Annotated in this window: 15 protein-coding genes, 2 pseudogenes and 1 riboswitch; of the genes and pseudogenes, 8 read left to right on the top strand and 9 right to left on the bottom strand. The window is 69.8% G+C overall.

From position 1 onward, the window contains the following. Nucleotides 1-39: 39 nt before the first annotated feature. Entirely contained in the window at nt 40-1,161 is a 1,122-nt protein-coding gene (locus H2Q94_RS17945; protein WP_243788345.1) for an NADH:flavin oxidoreductase, read from the bottom strand. Nucleotides 1,162-1,268: 107 nt separating this feature from the next. Here H2Q94_RS17945 and H2Q94_RS17940 point away from each other — a divergent pair, with 107 nt between their 5' ends. From H2Q94_RS17940 to H2Q94_RS17930, 3 genes are all read left to right on the top strand, one after another. Then, nucleotides 1,269-1,640 carry a MerR family transcriptional regulator gene (locus H2Q94_RS17940; protein ID WP_243788344.1) on the top strand — a complete coding sequence of 124 codons (372 nt, stop codon included), beginning with the start codon at nt 1,269-1,271 and terminating at the stop codon, nt 1,638-1,640. A 25-nt stretch (nt 1,641-1,665) separates the two neighbouring features. Next, nucleotides 1,666-2,505 carry an SDR family NAD(P)-dependent oxidoreductase gene (locus tag H2Q94_RS17935; protein ID WP_243788343.1) on the top strand — a complete coding sequence of 280 codons (840 nt, stop codon included), beginning with the start codon at nt 1,666-1,668 and terminating at the stop codon, nt 2,503-2,505. A gap of 302 nt (nt 2,506-2,807) precedes the next feature. Next, nucleotides 2,808-3,284, top strand: coding sequence for a hemerythrin domain-containing protein (locus H2Q94_RS17930; RefSeq protein ID WP_243788342.1), 477 nt, complete (start codon nt 2,808-2,810; stop codon nt 3,282-3,284). A gap of 18 nt (nt 3,285-3,302) precedes the next feature. Here H2Q94_RS17930 and H2Q94_RS30725 read toward each other — a convergent pair. Together H2Q94_RS30725 and H2Q94_RS31005 are read right to left on the bottom strand one after the other, a co-directional pair. Next, nucleotides 3,303-3,683 (bottom strand): annotated as a pseudogene (locus tag H2Q94_RS30725) (ATP-binding cassette domain-containing protein); the annotation flags it as partial. Nucleotides 3,684-3,732: 49 nt separating this feature from the next. Further along, nucleotides 3,733-4,128, bottom strand: a pseudogene (locus tag H2Q94_RS31005) (ABC transporter substrate-binding protein); the annotation flags it as partial. Nucleotides 4,129-4,235: 107 nt separating this feature from the next. On the opposite strand from H2Q94_RS31005, the gene H2Q94_RS17920 reads away from it, so the two are divergent. Both H2Q94_RS17920 and H2Q94_RS17915 read left to right on the top strand, forming a co-directional pair. After that, nucleotides 4,236-5,135 carry an ABC transporter substrate-binding protein gene (locus H2Q94_RS17920; protein WP_243788341.1) on the top strand — a complete coding sequence of 300 codons (900 nt, stop codon included), beginning with the start codon at nt 4,236-4,238 and terminating at the stop codon, nt 5,133-5,135. Nucleotides 5,136-5,478: 343 nt separating this feature from the next. Continuing rightward, a complete protein-coding gene (locus H2Q94_RS17915) occupies nt 5,479-6,639 on the top strand; it encodes an MFS transporter (RefSeq protein WP_243788340.1) in 1,161 nt (386 codons plus the stop codon). Between the two features lie 405 nt (nt 6,640-7,044). On the opposite strand, the gene H2Q94_RS17910 is transcribed toward H2Q94_RS17915, so the two are convergent. From H2Q94_RS17910 to H2Q94_RS17900, 4 genes are all read right to left on the bottom strand, one after another. Beyond that, on the bottom strand, nt 7,045-8,430 hold the full coding sequence (locus H2Q94_RS17910; protein WP_243788339.1) for an NtaA/DmoA family FMN-dependent monooxygenase: 1,386 nt from the start codon (nt 8,428-8,430) through the stop codon (nt 7,045-7,047). Next, on the bottom strand, nt 8,427-9,653 hold the full coding sequence (locus H2Q94_RS17905) for an LLM class flavin-dependent oxidoreductase (protein ID WP_243788338.1): 1,227 nt from the start codon (nt 9,651-9,653) through the stop codon (nt 8,427-8,429). Before H2Q94_RS17905 ends, H2Q94_RS17910 begins: the two co-directional genes overlap by 4 nt. Before the next feature lie 94 nt (nt 9,654-9,747). After that, complete coding sequence (locus H2Q94_RS30720) at nt 9,748-9,840, bottom strand: putative leader peptide (RefSeq protein ID WP_309501039.1); 93 nt, start codon at nt 9,838-9,840, stop codon at nt 9,748-9,750. Nucleotides 9,841-10,392: 552 nt separating this feature from the next. Then, nucleotides 10,393-10,908, bottom strand: coding sequence for a DinB family protein (locus tag H2Q94_RS17900; protein ID WP_243788337.1), 516 nt, complete (start codon nt 10,906-10,908; stop codon nt 10,393-10,395). Between the two features lie 44 nt (nt 10,909-10,952). Between H2Q94_RS17900 and H2Q94_RS17895 the strand changes: the two genes are divergently transcribed. Together H2Q94_RS17895 and H2Q94_RS17890 are read left to right on the top strand one after the other, a co-directional pair. After that, nucleotides 10,953-11,558 (top strand): DUF3887 domain-containing protein, encoded by a 606-nt coding sequence (locus H2Q94_RS17895; protein ID WP_243788336.1) that lies wholly within the window; start codon nt 10,953-10,955, stop codon nt 11,556-11,558. Further along, nucleotides 11,555-12,535, top strand: a complete 981-nt coding sequence (locus H2Q94_RS17890; RefSeq protein ID WP_243788335.1) for a CPBP family intramembrane glutamic endopeptidase — start codon at nt 11,555-11,557, stop codon at nt 12,533-12,535. The genes H2Q94_RS17895 and H2Q94_RS17890 overlap by 4 nt, the downstream gene beginning before the upstream one ends. Nucleotides 12,536-12,813: 278 nt before the next feature. On the opposite strand, the gene H2Q94_RS17885 is transcribed toward H2Q94_RS17890, so the two are convergent. After that, on the bottom strand, nt 12,814-15,039 hold the full coding sequence (locus H2Q94_RS17885; RefSeq protein WP_243788334.1) for a terpene synthase family protein: 2,226 nt from the start codon (nt 15,037-15,039) through the stop codon (nt 12,814-12,816). Between the two features lie 309 nt (nt 15,040-15,348). Beyond that, entirely contained in the window at nt 15,349-15,645 is a 297-nt protein-coding gene (locus H2Q94_RS17880) for a hypothetical protein (protein ID WP_243788333.1), read from the bottom strand. 773 nt (nt 15,646-16,418) lie between these two features. Between H2Q94_RS17880 and H2Q94_RS17875 the strand changes: the two genes are divergently transcribed. Next, on the top strand, nt 16,419-17,825 hold the full coding sequence (locus H2Q94_RS17875) for a class I SAM-dependent methyltransferase (protein WP_243788332.1): 1,407 nt from the start codon (nt 16,419-16,421) through the stop codon (nt 17,823-17,825). A gap of 304 nt (nt 17,826-18,129) precedes the next feature. Beyond that, nucleotides 18,130-18,296: riboswitch (cobalamin riboswitch) on the top strand. The last annotated feature ends 69 nt before the right edge of the window (nt 18,297-18,365 follow it).

The raw sequence follows: 18,365 nt of genomic DNA, 5'->3' as shown, positions 1-18,365 counted from the left end.
CCGATCTTGCGGGCAACGGGGCCGTTCACCTGGATCGGGTCAGTGGAGGGTGGTGAGCTGGTCGGAGGTGAACGGGATCAGGTCGTCGTGGCGGCCGGTGAGGACCTTCGCCGCCCACTCGGGGTCGGCGAGCAAGGCGCGGCCCACGGCGACCAGGTCGAACTCGTCGCGCTCCAGTCGGTCCAGCAGGGCGTCGATGCCCGTGACCTCGGAGGTCTGGCCGCTGAAGGACTTGAGGAACTCCTCGTCGAGCCCCACCGAGCCGACGGTGATGGTGGGCTTGCCGGTGAGCTTCTTCGTCCACCCGGCCAGGTTGAGCTCGGAGCCCTCGAACTCGGGCAGCCAGTAGCGCCGGGTGGAGGAGTGGAACGAGTCGACGCCCGCAGCCACGAGCGGGCTCAGGATCGCCTCCAGCTCGTGCGGGGTTTCGGCGAGCTTCGCCTTGTAGTGCGACATCTTCCACTGCGAGGTGCGGAACACGATGGGGAAGTCCGGGGCGACCGACCGGCGCACGGCGGCGACGATCTCGGCGGCGAAACGCACCCGGGACACCGGGTCGCCGCCGTAGCCGTCGGTGCGGCGGTTGGTGCCCTCCCAGAGGAACTGGTCGATCAGGTAGCCGTGCGCGCCGTGCAGCTCCACGCCGTCGAAGCCGAGGCGTTCGGCGTCGGCGGCGGCCTTGGCGAACGCCTCGATCACCGCGTCCAGGTCGGCCTGGGTCATCGCGTGTCCGGTCTCGGCGCCTTCGAGGCTCAGCCCGGACGGTCCCATCGGCGGGGCGTCGGGGAACGGCGGTGCCCCGGCGGTGCGGGCCATGCCGACGTGCCAGATCTGCGGCATGATCTTGCCGCCCGCCCGGTGCACCTCGGTGACCACGTTCTTCCAGCCCGCGAGCGCGTCCTCGCCGTGGAAGCGCGGGACTCGGTCGCTGAGTCCGGCGGAGTCGTGATCGACGTAGGTGCCCTCGGTGATGATCAGGCCGGTCCCCGCGGCCGCGCGCCGCGAGTAGTAGTCCGCGACGTCGGCACCGGGCACTCCGCCGGGCGAGAACTCGCGCGTCATCGGGGCCATGGCGATGCGGTTCGGCACGGTGACCCCGCCCAGCGTGAACGGGCGGGACAGCGTCTGAGCTGCGCGGTCGGCGGGGTTGGTGCTGGACACGAGGACTCCTTGCGGCATGGTGTCGTGCGATGTGCTTGCGCTAGCCTAAAACCTGACGTTGACGTCAGAGGCAAGTAATGTGGTCTGGATAACTCGCGGGAGGCTTGATGCGGATCGGTGAGCTCGCGACGAAGGCCGGGGTGAGCGTGCGCGCCCTGCGGTATTACGAGGAGCAGCACCTGCTGCGCTCCGAACGCAGTTCGGGAGGGCAGCGCACCTACCCGGAGTCCGCGGTGGGCCGGGTCGAGCTGATCCAGCAGCTCTACGGCGCGGGACTGCCCAGCAGGACGATCGTGAGCCTGCTGCCGTGCGTGGAGACGGGCGAGGTCGACCCGGACCTGCTGGGCAAGCTCGCCGTCGAGCGGGATCGGATCGACGGGCAGATCGACGAGCTGGTCGCCACTCGTGATCGACTCGACGCGGTGATCTGTCAGGCTCACACGGCAACGGCAACGGGAACCCGCTGCCACCCGATGTGAACGAAGCGTCCGCGCAGGAGGATCGATGCCCCAGGACCTGACCGGCAAGACCGTGGTGATCACCGGTGCCAGCGCCGGAGTCGGTGCCGCCGCCGCGCGCGAGCTCGCGGCCCGCGGAGCCGACGTCGTCCCGGTGGGCCGCTCCGCGGACAAGACCCGCGTGGTCGCCGACGAACTCGGCGTGCAGCCGCTGGTCGCGGACTACGCCTCGCTGGCGCAGGTGCGATCGCTGGCGGACCGGCTGCTGGAACGGTGCCCGGTGATCGACGTGCTGGCGCACAACGCGGGCGGCGTCGGCCCGGATCGGCGGGTCACCGAGGACGGCTTCGAGCTCACCCTGCAGAGCAACTACCTCGCCCCGTTCCTGTTGCAGGCCCTGCTGCGCGAGCGGCTCAGCGCCTCGCGCGCCCAGGTGATCGTGACCAGCAGCATGGGGCACCGGTTCGGCCGGATCTCGTTGGAGGACTTGAACTTCTCGCGCCGCCGGTTCTCCCCGTTCCTGGCTTACGCCGCCGCGAAGCTCGCCGATGTGCTGTTCGTGCGGGAGTTGGCCCGACGCGCCCCCGAGACCGGCATCAGCGCCGTCGCCTTCCATCCCGGGGCGGTCGGCTCCAGCTTCGGGCGCGACGCAGGGGGAGCGGCGTCGCTGCTGTACAACACGTGGCTCGCCCGATACCTGCTGCTGAGCAACGAGCAGGGCGCCGCGCCCCTGGTGCACCTGGCGACGCTGGACGATCCGATGAGCGTCAACGGCCGGTACTTCCACCGGATGCGGGCCGACGCGCCGACCTCGAAGCAGGCGCGCGATCCGGAACTGGCTCGAGAGTTGTGGGCCACCACCGAAGCGATGCTCGAATTGAGCTGATCGCGAGAGTGGATTGCCGGGCGCTCCGGTGGCGTTGTAGCCTCTTGCCGCGCCCCGGATGGGCACAACGCCTGGAGGTAGTGGCTCCCGCTTGAGTTCGACGCGGCCCTGAGAGCACGCGCGCGACGCGCGATTCGCCGTTCTCAGTGCGGTTCCGGGTCTTCTCGTCACATCGATCGTCGTCACTCCCGTGTTCCGGGGTGCGGTCGATGCCCTCCAGCGCGTGCTCGACCCGGCATCCGCGCGCTCTCCTCCGGCGGAATCCGCCCCTCCCGGTCCGATGGATCGATGGGAAGGAATCCATGACCGACGACCACGCCGAGCACGAATCCTCGACGATCCCGGAGCGGCCCCGCGGGATGGGCGATTTCCTGGTGGAAGCCCACGACTGGCTGCGCGCCGAACTCGCCGCGCTGCGCGATCGGCTGGACCACGACGCCGCGGCGGCCGACTGGGGCGAGCAGCTGCGCACGCATTGCCGAACGTTCTGCTCGGCGCTCACCGAGCACCACACCGGCGAGGACGGTGGCGCGTTTCCCGTGCTGGCACGGCGTTTTCCCGCGCTCGCACCGGTGCTCGCCGAGCTCGCCGAGGAGCACCGAGCGGTGCACCGGATGCAGGCGGAACTCGGCGACCTGGTGGACGGAGACCGGCGCCCGGACGAGGTGCGCGCCGAACTGGACCGGCTGTCGGCGGCGTTGGAGGCCCACTTCCGGTACGAGGAGCGGACGATCGTCGCCGCGTTGAACGCGCTGGGACCGGCACCGGACATCGGCTGATCCCGGCACCGGCCGCGCTCACGGCGTGGTCGGTGCCAGCTCGGCCTCCCGCTCCAATTCGGACAGTGCTCGGTAGATGTCGCTTTCCCGTTGCAGCAACGGCATTGAGCCGTGTTCGCGCGGACGCGGCAGCTCCACGTCGAAGGTGCGGAACAGCCGTCCGGGGCGCGCGGCCAGCAGCAGCACGCGATCGGCCAGGTACACCGCCTCGCCGACGTCGTGCGTGACGAACACGATGGTCTTGCCGGTCCGCGCGCGAATGCGCAACAGGTCCTGCTGCAACCGGATTCGCGTCAGGTGGTCGACGGCGCCGAAGGGTTCGTCCATCAGCAGCACCTCCGGATCGGCGGTCAACGCCCGCGCGATCCCGGCGCGCTGGCGCATCCCACCGGAGAGGTGGTGCGGATACGCGTCCTCGTACGGTGTAAGAAGTGAAGTACGCGCGCAGCGCGCGGCGCAGCACGTCGGGCTGGTCGCGGATCACGTCGTCGCCCGCGATGAGCACCCCGGTGTGGTAGCGCGGCAGGTAGTCCCAGGCGCGAGCGAGCGTGACCGACTCGCCTTCGAGTTCGCCCAGCGCGGGGAAGGGCTGGTGGATGATCGTGGCGTCGACCTGACCGGTGCTCAGCGTGCCGTAGGCCTGCTCGTTGATCCCGTTGTTGACCAGCGTCACGTCGCGGTCCGCGTTGAGGCCGTGCGCCCGCAGCACGTAGCGCAGCGTGGTGTCCAGGTTGCTTCCCGCCGCCGAGTTGCCGACGGTGCGCCCGCGCAGGTCCTCGATGCGGGTGATGCCGGGCCGCGCGATGAGGAAGTACGGGCCTCTGCTGCGGAACGCCGCGGACACGATCTTCAGGTGGTTTTGCGGCGCGACGGGCCTGCGCGCACGACGTCCGGCCGACTTCCGCGGCCCGTGATGCCCGCCACGGGCGAACTCGAGTGGAGGAACCGGACATGGCGCACGCCAAGGTCACGATGGAACTGTTGTCGCTGGTGTTCTCGCTGCCGCAGCTTGTCGCCGCGGACGAGGGCTACTACGCGGAAGAAGGCCTGGAAGTCGAGTTCGTCCCGAAGGGTTACGCGGGCGCGGGCGTCGGATTCCTGGAGGACCACCAGCTGCTGAGCGCGTTCGGCTCGACCAAGTCGCACTTCGAGAGCGGTGAGGCCACGCTGTACCGCGCCTGCGAGTGGGGCCAGATCCGGCGTTCGGTCGACACGCAGGTCGGCGGCCGAGTGGTGAGCAAGCGCGCGGCCGTGCTCAGCCAGGGCCTCTACGTGCACCCGGACTCGCCCGCGGTGCACCCGCAGGACCTCGCGGGCAAGGCGGTCGGCGTGAACTTCCACCACGGCTCGCACTACCTCGCGCTGCAGACCTTGGAAGGGTTCCTGCCGCGCGAGGAGATCAAGGTGGTGCACGTCGGCGGCCCGCAACAACGCTTCGAAGCGTTGCGGGACAAGGAGATCGAGGCCGTGGCGCTGATGGAGCCGTGGATCTCGGTGGCCGAGAAGCAGGGCTACCGGCTGCTCGCCGAGGCCTACTACGTGGGCTCGGAGATCGCGAGCCCCGACCTGCCCGCGGAGACCTACGAGGCGATCAACCGGGCCGTGGTCAAGGCGGTCCACAAGCTCAACGAGGACCCGCGCCAGTACCTGCACCACCTGATCGGCGAGGTCCCGGCGGAGATCGAGCAGCTCACCACCGACGACTTCCGCCTCGACCGGCTGCGGTTCGTGGAGCCGAGGCCGTACCCGCAGGACCAGTTCGAGCGCACCTACGACTGGATGGTGAGCTGGGGCTTGGTCGAGAAGGAATCCGGCTTCGGTGCGGTCGTCGATAACTTCGTTCGGGTTTGACGCTGTCGGGCTGCGTTGGTGGTCGGGTGGCGGAACCTCAGCTGTCTTCTCGCTGCGGGATCTTTTTCCCTAGTGGCTCCGCCACGAGGGAAAAACCTGTTCTCGCGAGAAGACAGCTGAGAACCCGCCGGTGGTCACCTTGCTTGCGTGGGCTATGCGCTTCGCGCATACAGGCACGGCCTTCGGCCGCGAGGCAGGCTTGCTTCGCAGCCCGAAGGCATGGCCTTCGGCCGTAAAGCAGGCTTGCTTCGCAGCCCGAAAGCACGGCCTTTGGCCGCGAGGCGGGCTTGCTCGCGGGCCGACAGCGCGGCTGCGCCGCTGACAGGACAGGAAGGTGCCGTGCATGGCCGGCCTGGCTGATCGCGGGTTCGCCAGGAGGGCGGGGCCACGGGTGTGGCCGTTGTACGTCGGCGGTTTTCTCGGTCCGTACGGCAGCACCATGGTCACGCCGATGGTGCACGAGGTCGCCGCCGGGCTGCGCGGTTCGGTGACGGCGGTCGCGGCCGCGGTCACCGTGTACATGGTGCCGTTCGCGGTGCTGCTGCTGGTGTCGGGCACGCTGGCGGAACGATGGGGCCGTCGCCGCACCGTGCGCGTGTCGCTGGTGGTGTTCGTGCTGGTGTCAGTGCTGTGCGCGGCGGCGCCGTCGATCGAGGTCTTCCTGGTGGCGCGGGCGTTGCAGGGCGCGTCGAACGCGTTCACCACGCCGCTGCTGGTGGCCTCGATCATCGACCTGGTGCCCGCGCAACGTCGTGGCCGGGCACTGGGCTGGTTCGCGGCGATGCAGGCCGCCGGGCAGGGTTTCAGCCCGCTGATCACCGGGTTGTCGGCGTCTTGGAACTGGCGGCTCGCGTTCGCCTTCCCCACGCTGGTCGCGATAGTGCTGGTGCTGTTCCCGCCGGACGCGGCGGCCGCCGCTCGCCGAGCGGAGGGAGCGGTGCCGTGGCGGGTCCTGCTCAACCGCAGGCTGGGACTGGCTGCGGCGCTGTCGTTCCTGAGCTATCTCGGCGCCGTCGGGCTGACCGTGCTGGTGGTGCTGCGCACCCAGGACGACTTCGGTTTCGGCCCGGTGCAACGAGGTCTGGTGAGCGCGGCGTTCGGCGTGGCCGGAGTGGCCGCCGCCGGACCGCTCGGCCGCTGGGCGGAGCGGACGGGTCCACGCTCGCTGGGCCTGGTGATGAACACGCTGCTCGCCGCCGGAGTGCTCACCGCCGCGCTGGCGCCCGACCCGTTGCTCGTCGTGGCCGGTGTCGTCGCCGCCGGTGGTGCGGTCACCGGCATCCGCACCATCGTCAACGAACTGTCCGCCACCAGCGCCCCCGCCAACCGGGGCGGCGCCGCGTCACTGGCGTTGTCCGCGCAGTTCTTCGGCGGCGCATTGGCACCGGTGCTGTGGGTCCCGCTCTACCACGCCGACGCCCGCTGGGGCTTCGCCGCCGCCGCCTCGGCCCCCTTGGCGGCCCTGCTGGTCCTCCTCACCGCCCGCACACTCCGACCTAGGTGAATGCGTGTTCAGGAGTCCTCTCAGAACGGCCTGCGCAGCGGGCTGCTCACCGGAACCTCAGGGGCTTGTCCGCTGCCGGTGTACCGCGATTTCTCATGCATGTCCGATGCACGGCGAAATCGCCGTCCTCGCGAGGAAGCCGTTGAGAACCCGCCGGTGGCCGGTCTGCTCAGGCTGGTCACTGCGCAGCGGCTTTCGCCGCTGACAAGACCCGGATCAAAGACCATCCTGCAAGGACTTCTCAGCCGCCAAGACCGGTCGAAGGGGCCGTTCACTCCAACGAACCCGTGGAGTCGACGGCCCCTTCGACCGGTAGGAGCGGGTGGCGGAAGCAATCACCTGAGGTGGTTGCCGGGCGCTCGGGCCGGTGGGGCCGGTGGTGGCCGGCCCCACCGGGGGAGAGCGTCAGGACGCGGCGGAGTCCGATCGCCGCGTGCCCGGTTCGCCGAACTTCTCCGCCGGTTCCAGGCCGAGGTTGTCGCGCAGTGTCGTGCCGGTGTACTCGGTGCGGAAGGCGCCGCGGTCCTGCAGCAGCGGCACCACCCGGTCCACGACCTCGTCCAGCCCGGACGGGGTCACGTGCGAGCCGAGGATGAACCCGTCCACCGCCTCCTGCTGCACGTACCGGTCGATCTCCTCGGCCACGAACTCCGGGGTGCCGACGAACACGTTGCGGTCGAACACCTTCGTCACCACCTGCCGCAAGGACAAGCCCTCGGAGCGGCCGAGCTGCCGCCACGCTTCGGCGGTGGCGTGGGCGTCCTGAGTCAGCGGCGCCCGGCCCTTGATCCACTTCGGTGCGTCCGGAGTCGGTTCGAGATCCGGCACCGGACCATCCGGGTCCACATCGGACAGATCCCGGTTCCACGCCGTCTCCGCGAGCACGATCGCGGTGAACGGATCCACCTGGCGGCTGCGGATGTCGGCGTGCCGATCGCGCGCCTCCGCCTCGGTGTCGCCGAGGATGACCGCCGCCGACGGCAGGATCTTCACCTCGTCCGGGTTCCGCCCGGCCTTGGCCACCCGCGCCTTGACGTCGGTGTAGAACGCTCGGGCCTCGTCGAACTGCTGGTACCGGGAGAAGATCGCGTCGGAGTGCTTCGCCGCGAAGTCCCGTCCGGCCGGCGACTCACCGGCCTGAAGCACCACCGGATGCCCCTGCGGCGAGCGCGGCGTGGAGAACCTGCCCGCGATGTCGAACTGGTTGCCCTGGACGGCGAAGTCGCCCACGCGCTCATCGCGCAGGAATCGCCCGATCTCCTGATCGGCCACCACGGCGTCCGAACCCCACGAATCCCACAGCCGCCGCGCCGCTTCCAGCGTCTCCCCGGCCCGCTCGTAGCGCTGCGAACGATCGAGGAACCCGCCGCGCCGGAAGTTCTCCCCGGTGGGGGCGTCGAAACTGGTCACCACGTTCCACGCGGCCCGGCCACCGGAGAGCAGGTCCAGCGAGGCGAACTTGCGCGCCAGCTCGTAGGGCTCGTTGAACGTCGAGTTGATCGTCCCCGCCAGCCCGATGTGCTCGGTGATCGCCGCGAGCGAGGCGAGCACGGTGAACGTGTCCGGGCGGCCCACCACGTCCTGGTCGAAGATCGCCTCCCCGCGGGTGCGCAGCCGCAGCCCCTCGGCCAGGAACAGCAGGTCCAGCTTCCCGCGTTCGGCCGTGCGCGCCCAGTGCTCGAAGGACGAGAAGTCGATGTGGCTGCCCGAGGCCGGGTCGCTCCACACCGTGTCGTGGTTGACGCCCGGGAAGTAGGCGCCCAGGATCACCTGCTTGCGGTCCGCGCTCATCGGGCCACCTCCGCCGTGTTCTCGCCCGCGTACCGGCTCGCCGGTCGGGGCAGCCCGAACCGTTCGCGCAGGCTGTCGGTGTCGTAAGCGGAGCGGAACGCGCCGCGCCGCTGGAGTTCGGGCACCAGGCCGTCGGCGATGGCGTCCAGGTCGGTGGGCAGCACCGCGGGGCGCAACCGGAAGCCGTCCAGCTCAGGTGAAGCCGCGCGCCACTCCTGCAGCAGGTCGGCGAGCTCGACCACCGAACCGGCGACCACGGCCGCATCGGAGCGCAGTGGTTCGTCGAGCTCGTCGAGCCGCCGCAGCCGATCCCGTGCCTCGGCGGCGTCCTCGTCGACGGACACCACGACGTCCGCGAGGATCCGCAGCGGTGCGCCGGTGCGCCCGACCGCCTGCTCGGCGGCCCGCACCTCGGCCACGATCCCCGGGACTTCGGCGGCGTTGCGCGGCGTCGTGAACACCACGTCGGCCGACCGCGCGGCGAGCTCGTAGGCCGCCCGCGCATGCGCCAGCGCGACCACCAGCGGCTGACCCTGCGGCGGTCGCGGCACGATGCCGGGACCGCGCACGGAGAAGAAGCGCCCGCTGAAGTCGATGTGGTGCAGCTTGTCGCGGTCCAGGAACCGGTTCGTCTCGGCGTCCCGGATCTCGGTGCCGTCCTCCCAGCTGTCCCACAACCGCCGCACCACCTCGACGGAGTCGCCGGCCTCCTCGAACAGGTCCGCCACCGCCGCGTCCGTCTCCGGAGTGCCGAGGGTGTCGCGCCGGATCTCCGGCAGCGCGCGGCGGCCGAAGTGCGCCGCCTCGTCGGCGCGGACCGAGGTCTGCACTCGCCACCCGGCCCGGCCGAGGCTGTTGTGGTCCAGCGTGGCCAGCGCCGAGGCGATGTGGAACGGCTCGGTGTGCGTTGTGGTGATCGTCGGGATCAGCCCGACCCGGCTGGTCAGCGGCGCGGTGAACGCGGCGATCAGCTCGGCGTCGAGCCGCCCGCGCACCTGGTCGGTGCGGCGGTCGGTGTTGCTGATGTGATCGTCGGACTGCAGGCCCAGCGCGTCTTCGATGGTGGCGAAGTCGAGCAGGCCCCGCTCGGCGGCCTGGACCAGCGCGGTCCAGTAGCCCGGTGTGAACAGGGCTTCGGGAGTGGCGTTCGGATCACGCCACGCGGCGGGATGCCAGCCTGCGCCGTCGAGCGCGACGGCCAGGTGCAGCGGGTTCTCGGACATGCGAGGACAGACCTCTCCTGCGGTGGGAGCGCGCCGGGCGGGCCGGAACGGGCCGGTCGGCCGGGCGGCGGGACGGGGGGCGCGGGGTCTTCCGTCAGCGTGGACAGCTCGCGCTGCTCACCCGCAGCAGGTCGACGTGCCGCCGCTTGGCACCGCGGAATCCGGGGCCGTGCACCGGTGCCCGCATCGATCCCTCCCTCGCCGTCGACGGGGAGCCACCGCCACCGGCGCTCGCCGAGAGGACGGGATTTCTCGCTCACCGCACCAAGAACTCTACGTTCGCGCGGTCGCCCCGCGTCAAGCGAACGACCCCATGGCCACGATGCGGGACAACGAGGCCGCATCGGGAATTCCAGCACCCCGATTCTTGTTCGTCGCCCAGCGAACAACGAAGCCGCCCTTGTGGTCGGCGAAGCCCGACAACAGCGGCGAAGCAAGCCTGCCTTGCGGCGAAGCCGTGTTCGGATGCGCCTCAGCGCAGAGCCGCCGCTTCGCCGGTGGGTTCGCAGTCGGCCTCTCGGGAGGCGGGTTTCCTCCGCGAGCAGCTCACCCAGCGATTCCGGCCGCCGTCACGAGGTCGGGTCCGACGAGCTCTTGCGATCGGGCGGCCTGTGTTCGAGGCCGGTGGGTGCCGCGGTCCTTCACGCGGGTGCGTGCGGCGATTGAGCTGACTCGACTGCGGCGCAACGGGCTGCGTGTGCTTGTTCTCCGCCGCGATGACGTTGCGCGGACCCCTCGATCACGGCTGTTCTGAAATATCGGGGGTGGGTGCGTGCTTGATCTGCTCGCGGAGGATGTCGCCGTGACCGGCGTGACGCGCGAAGTCCTCCGCGAGGAGCAGGTAGATGAACCGCAGGCTGACCTCGCCCAGGTCGGGGTGCGTTGTGGTGTCGTCGAGGCCGAACGCGGCGGCGATCACGCGCGAGCGCTCGCTGACGCGCTCGAATTCGACGATCACGTCGGCCACGGTCTCGTGGTCGTCGACGATGAAACTGGCGTCGCCCGACGTCGTGCCGCCATCGCATTCGCTCTTGGGCACGCCCGCCAGGACGTGCTGGAACCAGATCCGTTCGGCGACCGCGGCGTGTTTGAGCAATCCGATCGGGGTGGTCGGTGAGGCGACGAGGCGGCGGCGGGCCTCGGCTTCGGACATGCCGCGCACAGTGTTGATCAGTTCGGCCCGGTTGCGGTCGAGCGTGCTCTCGAGCAGATGGCGTTCAGCGCCGGTGGTGATCCGGGGTATCGACCATGTCATCGCGGCTCGATTCTGTTCGGGCGGTGTAAAGGTAAGCTTGACGCATGCAAGGTAACTTGACAGAGTCGCTGCGGGCGTTGACAGCGCACACGGAGGCGTTCCTCGCGTCGCGCGTCCTGACGGACGAAGACTGGGCCGGTTCGATCGGGCGTGCCGTGAGCATCCAGGCGGCCGCCGATGACGTGGTGCGTGCCGTTGTGCAGCAGGCACGCCAGAACGGCGCCACATGGCAAGTCGTCGGTGATGCGCTGGGCGTGAGCCGACAAGCGGCGTTTCAGCGCTACGGCAAACCGACCGACCCGAGAACGGGAGAACCGATGAACACCACGCCGTTACCCGAAGCCGCCGAACTGGCAGCCTCGGCGATTCGAGATCTCGCGGCCGGGCGGTGGTCGAGTGTAGCCGAGCGGTTCGATCAGACCATGCGCGAAGGCCTGTCGGAGGACGCGCTCGCCGCCGCTTGGGCTCAGATCGTCGGACTGGCGGGAGCTTTTGAGCAGCACGGAGAACCGGAAGTCACCCGAGCCGGCGACGTGACGGTCACGAACACCCCAATCGCGTTGGAGGCGGGCGACTACACGGCACGGATCGCGTTCCGCGACGACCGGACCATCGCCGGCCTGCACATCCTCGAAGGGCGGACGTCATGACCGTCGAGATCCCGCCCGGATCGGACTCGTCCGCGCCCCGATCCGAAGCCCGCATGAACAGCCGTGATCTGCGATCCGTAGGCGTGTTCATCGCCCTCGCGTTCGCGCTTTCCTGGCTCGTGGCGCTCCCGCTCTGGTTGGGTGACGGGCTCGCCGACCCCTGGTTCCCGTTCGTGCCGGTCGCCATGATGATGACCCCGGCGGTCGCCGCCCTCGTCGTCGTGCGCTTCGCGGAGCGGCCGCCGCGGAAGGCGTGGACTCTCGGGCTGTGGCCGCTGAAGCCGGTCCCGAGAGTGCTCGGCTACGGGGCGCTGGGGATCGTCGTGCCCATCGCGCTCGTTCTGGTGGCACTTCCGGTCGGCGCGCTGCTCGGGGTCTATCCGGCCGATTTCGTGAACTTCTCCGCGTTCCAGCAGGCCCTCGACGAGCAAGCGGGAGCAGTCGAGCTTCCGATCCCGGTCGGTCCGCTCATCGCGATCCAGCTCGCCGTTCTCCCCTTGGGCGCGTTCCTCAACCTCATCCCGGCGCTCGGGGAGGAACTCGGATGGCGCGGGTGGCTGCTGCCGAAGCTGATGCCGCTCGGTGCGCTCCCGGCACTGCTGATCATGGGCGTGATCTGGGGCTGTTGGCACGCTCCGCTCATCCTGCTCGGGTACAACTACCCGGACGCGCCGGGCTGGCTCGGCGTGGCCGCGATGATCGGCATGTGCGTCCTGATCGGCGCGGTCTTCGGTTGGTTGCGGCTCCGTTCGGGCTCCGTGTGGCCCGCGGCCCTCGCGCACGCCGCGTTCAACGCTGCGGGCGGGAGCTACCTCTTGTTCGCCGAGGCCGGAGAGCACATCGACACCACGCAGGCGACGATCCTCGGCTGGAGCGGCTGGATCGTGCCGCTCGTGCTCGTTGTGGTCCTCATCGCCACCGGCCGGTTCGCTCCCGTCGAGCCGCCGCCCGGCCCGCCGGCAAGTGACGGGGCCTGAGGGCTCCTTTCAGAACGACCTGCGTGGCGGGTCGGGTGGTCGAAACTCAGCGGTTCGGCTCAGCGCTGTGCCGACCGGAACTCTGCGACCTGATACTGCTTCGGCGAGGAGGAACTCCGCCCGAGGTCAGCATGACCACGGCGATGCGCCGCTTCCATGTCATGCAGAGCACGGTATGGCGTTGAGCGGCAACGGGAACGTCGCTCGGCACGATGCGGCCACGACGGACCGGGCCGGGCGCGATCGTCGTCATCCGCGCCCGGCCCCGTCGCCTTCGGCTACACCTTGCTCAGCGTCGTCGCGATGCGGGCCGCGGAGGTGCCCAAGCCGGTCGGGCCGCCGAGGACCGTGGCAGCCACGATCGGTGCCGCCGCGGGCTGGTGGCGCAGCACCGCCTCCTCGTAGCGGTGGCAGCCGTCGTGCCACACGAGGATCCCGGACAGCCAGTTGCGCAGTTCCTCCACATACCCGAGCAGCACCTCGCGCGCGGCGTCGCCCAAGTCGAACTGCTCGAACAGCGCGGGCAGCTCTTCGGCGACCACGTGCTGGAACTGGCTCATCCGCGCGTTCATCAGGTCGACCACGACTCCGACGGCGCGATCCTTGTCGCAGTCCAGGAAGTTCTGCACCACGAGGATGCAGTTGTGCAGCTCGCCCTCGAACTCGATCTCCTTCTGGTAGGAGAAAACGTCGTTGAGCAGGCAGGCGTAGTCGGCCGCCGCGTTCTCGATCGAGCGCAGCGTGCGAGTCCGGTAGATCTCCGGCGGGACCGCGTTGCCGTGCGACAGGCGGCACAGGCTCATCGTCAGGTCCGAGCCGAAGGTGCGGCGGCGCATCTCGATGTAGTCCACCGGGTCCGGAATCCGGTTCTGCACCTGGTTGCCGAGCTCCCACAGCCAGCTGTCGATCATCACTTCGATGGTGCGGCGGAACGTCCGGCGCGCGTCGACGCCCATCGGCGCGGTGGTGCGCTGCCACAGGTCGGCCAGCGACACCTCCAGCGCATTCGCCGGAGCCGGTGTTGTGGTGTCCTCGACGGGCATGAACAGCGGCAGCCGTTCGGTGCACACCTTGGCGGCCGCCACATCGCCGGTGCGGCCGAACATCACCGGGTAGAAGTCGTCGCCGTAGGTGCCCCACGCGAGCCAGCCGGTGCTCAGGTCCAGCTGTTCGGCGTCGGCGTCCGGGTGGATGCCTGCGGCGCACAGCGCCAGGTCGAAGTCCCGGATGAGCCGCTCGTTCCACACGACACCGTCGAGAATGCCCATGCGGTGCGCCCATTCCACGACGTTCTCGCGGGCGTGCTCCAGGTGCGGGCTGGACTTCGCGGTGAACGGCATGTGCATGTCCTGGCGGGGCACCGGGCCGACTCGCTGGTACGGCTCGTGCCGGAACGAGCGGGCTCGCTGCGGAGCGGTGCGGAGCAAGGACGTCGCGATCTGTGCGGCCGAGGTGCCCAGGCCGGTCGGCCCGCTCAACCCGTTCTCGGCGACCGGCTCGTCGCGGGTGGCCCCGTTCATGTACCGGCTGGAGCGCATGTGCCATTCGTGCCCGCCGGACTGCCAGTCCTGCAGGCCCTTGACGTACGCGAACACGCCGGCTCGCGAGGCCGGATCGATCTGGTGCTCCTCGAACAGCGCGGGCACTTCGGTGATCGCGGTGTGCTCGAACTGGTGCAGCCGCGAGGTCAGCAGGTCGTTGACGGACTCCGCGGCGTCCTGCGTGGTGCAGTCGAGGAAACGCTCGAACACCAGCACCCCGTTGGAGAGCTCACCTTCGTCGAGCACTTCGCGTTCGTAGGAGAACAGGTCGTTGCGCAGGTGCACGGCGTCGGAGAAGGTGTCGCGCAGCACCTCCATCGGCCGGGTCGCGGCGATCGCGGCGGGAACCTCGGCGTTCACGGCGTGCTCCACCAGGTTCGCCGACCACGGCGCACCGCCGACCTTGCGGCGCATCTCCACGTACTCGATGGGGTTGGACAGCCGGTTGCGGTTGATGTTGTGCAGCTCCCACAGCGACTCGTCCAGCAGGTGCCGGGTGTTGTCGGCGAACCGGCGCCGCCAGTCCTCGGAACGCGCGGGCACGGTCCGGGTCCACAGATCGGCGAGCCCGCCCTCGACCGGGTTGCGCGGGGTCTCCGTGATCTCCCCGTCGATGGGCATGAACAGCGTCAGCCGGTCCAGGTGCTCTTGTGCGGCCGCCATGTCGTGGGTGCGTTTGTACAGTTCGAGGAAGTGGTCGTCGAAGTAGAAGACCCACACGTACCAGTCGGTCACCAGGTCCAGTTCCGGGCCGGGCGCGTCCGGGTGGGTGTAGGCGCACAGCAGCGCGTAGTCGTGCGAGTCGAAGTCGTGTTCGTCCCAGATGGGAACGCCCTGCTGCGGTACGTCGATCATGTCCTGCTGGTAGGCCCACTCCTTGGTGTGCCGACGGGCGCGTTGCAGGTGCGGGTTCAGCCTCGCCGGATGAGCCACGTAGAACTCGGGCAGCTGGAACGGTTGCACGTGCGCACCTGGCCTAACTCCGCCGGAGCCGGCGGCGATCGTGTTGCTCGAGCCCGGGGTCCTGGTCGTCCTGACGGCCCAGCGGGAATGGTCTTGATGGAGCAGGCAACCAGAGTTCGATCCGGCGGCCAAGATCGCGAAGGCAGGTGCACTCGATCGATTGGCGCGTCCCCTCGCCCGGCCCAGCATTCCCTCCGGAGCGTGCCCTGAAGCGGGACGGCACTGGGCTGATCGGGTGGTGATGCCTCAGCGACATGATCGTTGATCCGGCAACGTTCGAAAGATCGGTTCCGGCCGACCGTTCGAAGGTCAGCGGTCGGAGTTCTGGGAGCCGCCGGATTCGGGGAACGTGGCGCGGGAGAGGAGGGCGGCGAGCTCGCTCAAGGTGTGGTCGTAGACGGCCCGCAGGTCGAGGTCGATTCGGTGGCGGTGGCGCAGTTGCAACTCGAGTTCGGTGATCTCGGCGGGGTCCAGTTCGAGGTGATCGCGGATCCGGTCTTCCGGGTGGCGCGCGGTCGAGCCGAAGCAGAGGTCGCCGAGGATGGCTCGGGCGCGCTGGATCTCGCCGCTCAGATCCGCACCGTCACCGCGGCCGGCGGCGGTCATCGGGCCGCCGCCGTGAGTTCGGCCCGGGGTGGCGGCTCGGGTAACGGTTCGAGCATCGTCATCGCTCCGATCTGTCCACAATGGAACTGGCGAAGATCGCCCTTGACCGAGGGCTGTGCAGCTTCCCGCCGAGACGGGGGAGAACGATCCGGCGGCCGCCGATCCGGCGTGGAGTTCGCGCGGTGGAGGAAAGTTCGACCGCGGACGGACCGGGGTGGTCGATCGAGCCGGGAGAACACCGATCGTGAGCCGGAGGTGTGCGGCCGAGCGTGTCAGCGCCGGGACGCCCGTGGCAAGAAAGATCCAGCACCACAACCCGTTGGTGGAAGGGGCGTCCCGCCGGGTTCGTGCGGACTCCGTCCCGAGGTCGACCGTCCGTGATCGGGTCCGCGATCGTGATCACTCAACGCGGGGACGCAGGAAAACGCTTTCGGTGGTCGTCGTGGCGGGATCGGCTCGTCCATGATGGATTCATCGCGATCTTCCCGGGCCGGCGTCCGCACCGGACTGCCGGGTACCGGGTATCTCCTGTTCGGACGAGGAAGTCCGGGCCGCTCGCCGGTGCCGTGCGCATCTCCGCCGGCGGCGATTCGGCGCAACGACGCGCCTCTTGCCGGAATCCCGCCTCGGACTCCGCGGATCTGACGGTGTCCCGCGCGGGCCGTGCTTCTCCTCCGGGGCCGGGTTTCCCTGCTTCACCCCGAATTCGACTACGCCGAGCCGGATTCGTTCGGCACGGCCGGTCTTGGTGCAACAGTGAAGGAGTCGAGTCGATGCGTGCTCAGGAGCAACAGGGCCTCCAGCGGGTCACGGCCCAGCCGGACCCGGCACCGGACCCGGGCTGCGGCGGGCTGCGTGCCGCGCTCGTGCACCACGACCCGCAGGTGGCCGACGCCGCCTTCGCCCGGCTCGCCCGCGAACTGCTCGATCCGGTTGCGGCAGGACCGGCCGACCTGGTCGGGCCGGTCGAGGTCCTCACCGGTCCGCCGCACCGCAACCGGGCTCGGGTGGCGCTGCTGCTGGGCGTGCTGCTCGGGGACGACGCGAGCAGGTCGTACCTGCCGGGCCAGATCAAGGAGGTGCTCGCCGCACGGCTGGACGCGCAGCTGCGGTTGCTCGACCGCGCCGATACCGAGGAGTCCCTGCGCAGCTCGGTGCTGCACCTGTTGATGCAGCTGCCGGAGCAGCGCGACCGCGTCTTGGCGAAGCTGCCGGGGAGCCTGGACGAACACGAGGCCGCCAGGCTCCGCCGCTGCCTGGCCACCCCTGACTTCACCGATCCGGCTTGTGCGGCGGGAATCGGCCGCGCCTGGCCGTCACCGGCGCACTGGGAGAGCCTCACGTCGATCACCGGTCCGGTCCGGGCGGGCGCGGAACTCGCCGAGCTGTGGGAGGCCGAGACCGCCGCCCTGCGCGCCTACCAGGGAGCCCGCGCCGAACATCAGATCCACCGCGACGTCGGCTGGCCGGAGTTGCCCGAGCCGCCGGAACCCGTCGAGCCGACCCCGCCCGGCGCGTACCGGCGCCTGCTGGAGCACGAGTCGTCGTCCGGGCACCACATCGAACTGCTGCGGGCGGCGTCGGCCGCGGTACCGGGCGGGAACTGGGACCGCGCGGTCACCGCGTGGGATGAGGACGCCTACTTGCGGCGGAATCTGCGCCCGGCACCGGGATCGGTGCTGGACGTGGCCTGCGGAGCCGGGCGCTGGACCAGAGTGCTGGCCGAGCAGGTCGGCCCGGAGCGGGTGCTGGGGCTGGACTCGGCGGGATCGTTGCTGGAGGTGGCGCGTGCGGCGGTGCCGGGCGTGCTGTTCACCGAGGGCGACGCGCGAGCGTTGCCGTTCCCGGACGGATTCCTCGGCGCCGTGAACTGCTCCGACGCGCTGCACCTGCTGCCGGAACCGAACCGGGTGATCGCGGAGGTGGCGCGCTGCCTGCATCCGGCCGGAACCTTCACGGTGAGCACGTACCGTCCGGGGACCCGTGCGTTCCAGCGTTACTTCCAGCGATGCCACGAGCGGGTGTTCGGGCTGCGGTCGTTCGATCCGGAAGTGATCGCCGAGGCGTTCGACGCGGTCGGGCTGGACGTCGTGGACGCGAGCGGGCCGGACACGTTCCTGTTCCTGACCGCCCGTCGCCGGGCCGCCGGTCGCGGAGAAACGGGGGCGGTTGCGGTCTGATCTTCATCCCGGCGAAATTTCGGCCGGGTTCCTCCAGAATTGTCGGGAACTTTTTTCGCCGAATGTCCGACCGGCTTCGGTGCCTCGTTTGGCGATTTCCGCCCGAGCGCCGAGCACGACCCTTGCCGCGATGTCGCGCAGTGCCGTCGAGGGGTGTTGCGGCAAGGGTCATCGACGTCATACTCCGCACGTAGCCGTGCGCACGCCGGTTCTCCTACCTGCGCAGACGTGCTTTCCGCGGCTCGCCGAAACCATGATCAAGATTTGCGCGCCCTTGACATTCACCAGCCGGACTGCGAACTTCTCACCCGTCAAGCGACGGTGTTCAGGAAGCCGGTGTGAGTCCGGCGCGGTCCCGCCACTGTAAGTGGGGAGCCTGCTTCCATCCGTGCCACTGCCCAATCGGGTGGGAAGGCCGGAAGCCGGTTCTGATCCACGAGTCAGGACACTGGCATCGTCGTGCCGATTCGTACGGGGTCGCGGAGCCCCGGAGGAGGTACGTGGTGCTGCGCATCGACGGATCGCGCCGGAACGGCGCGT

Source organism: Saccharopolyspora gloriosae (genome assembly GCF_022828475.1).
Lineage (GTDB): Bacteria > Actinomycetota > Actinomycetes > Mycobacteriales > Pseudonocardiaceae > Saccharopolyspora_C > Saccharopolyspora_C gloriosae_A.
This window is presented reverse-complemented; position numbering and strand designations above follow the sequence as displayed.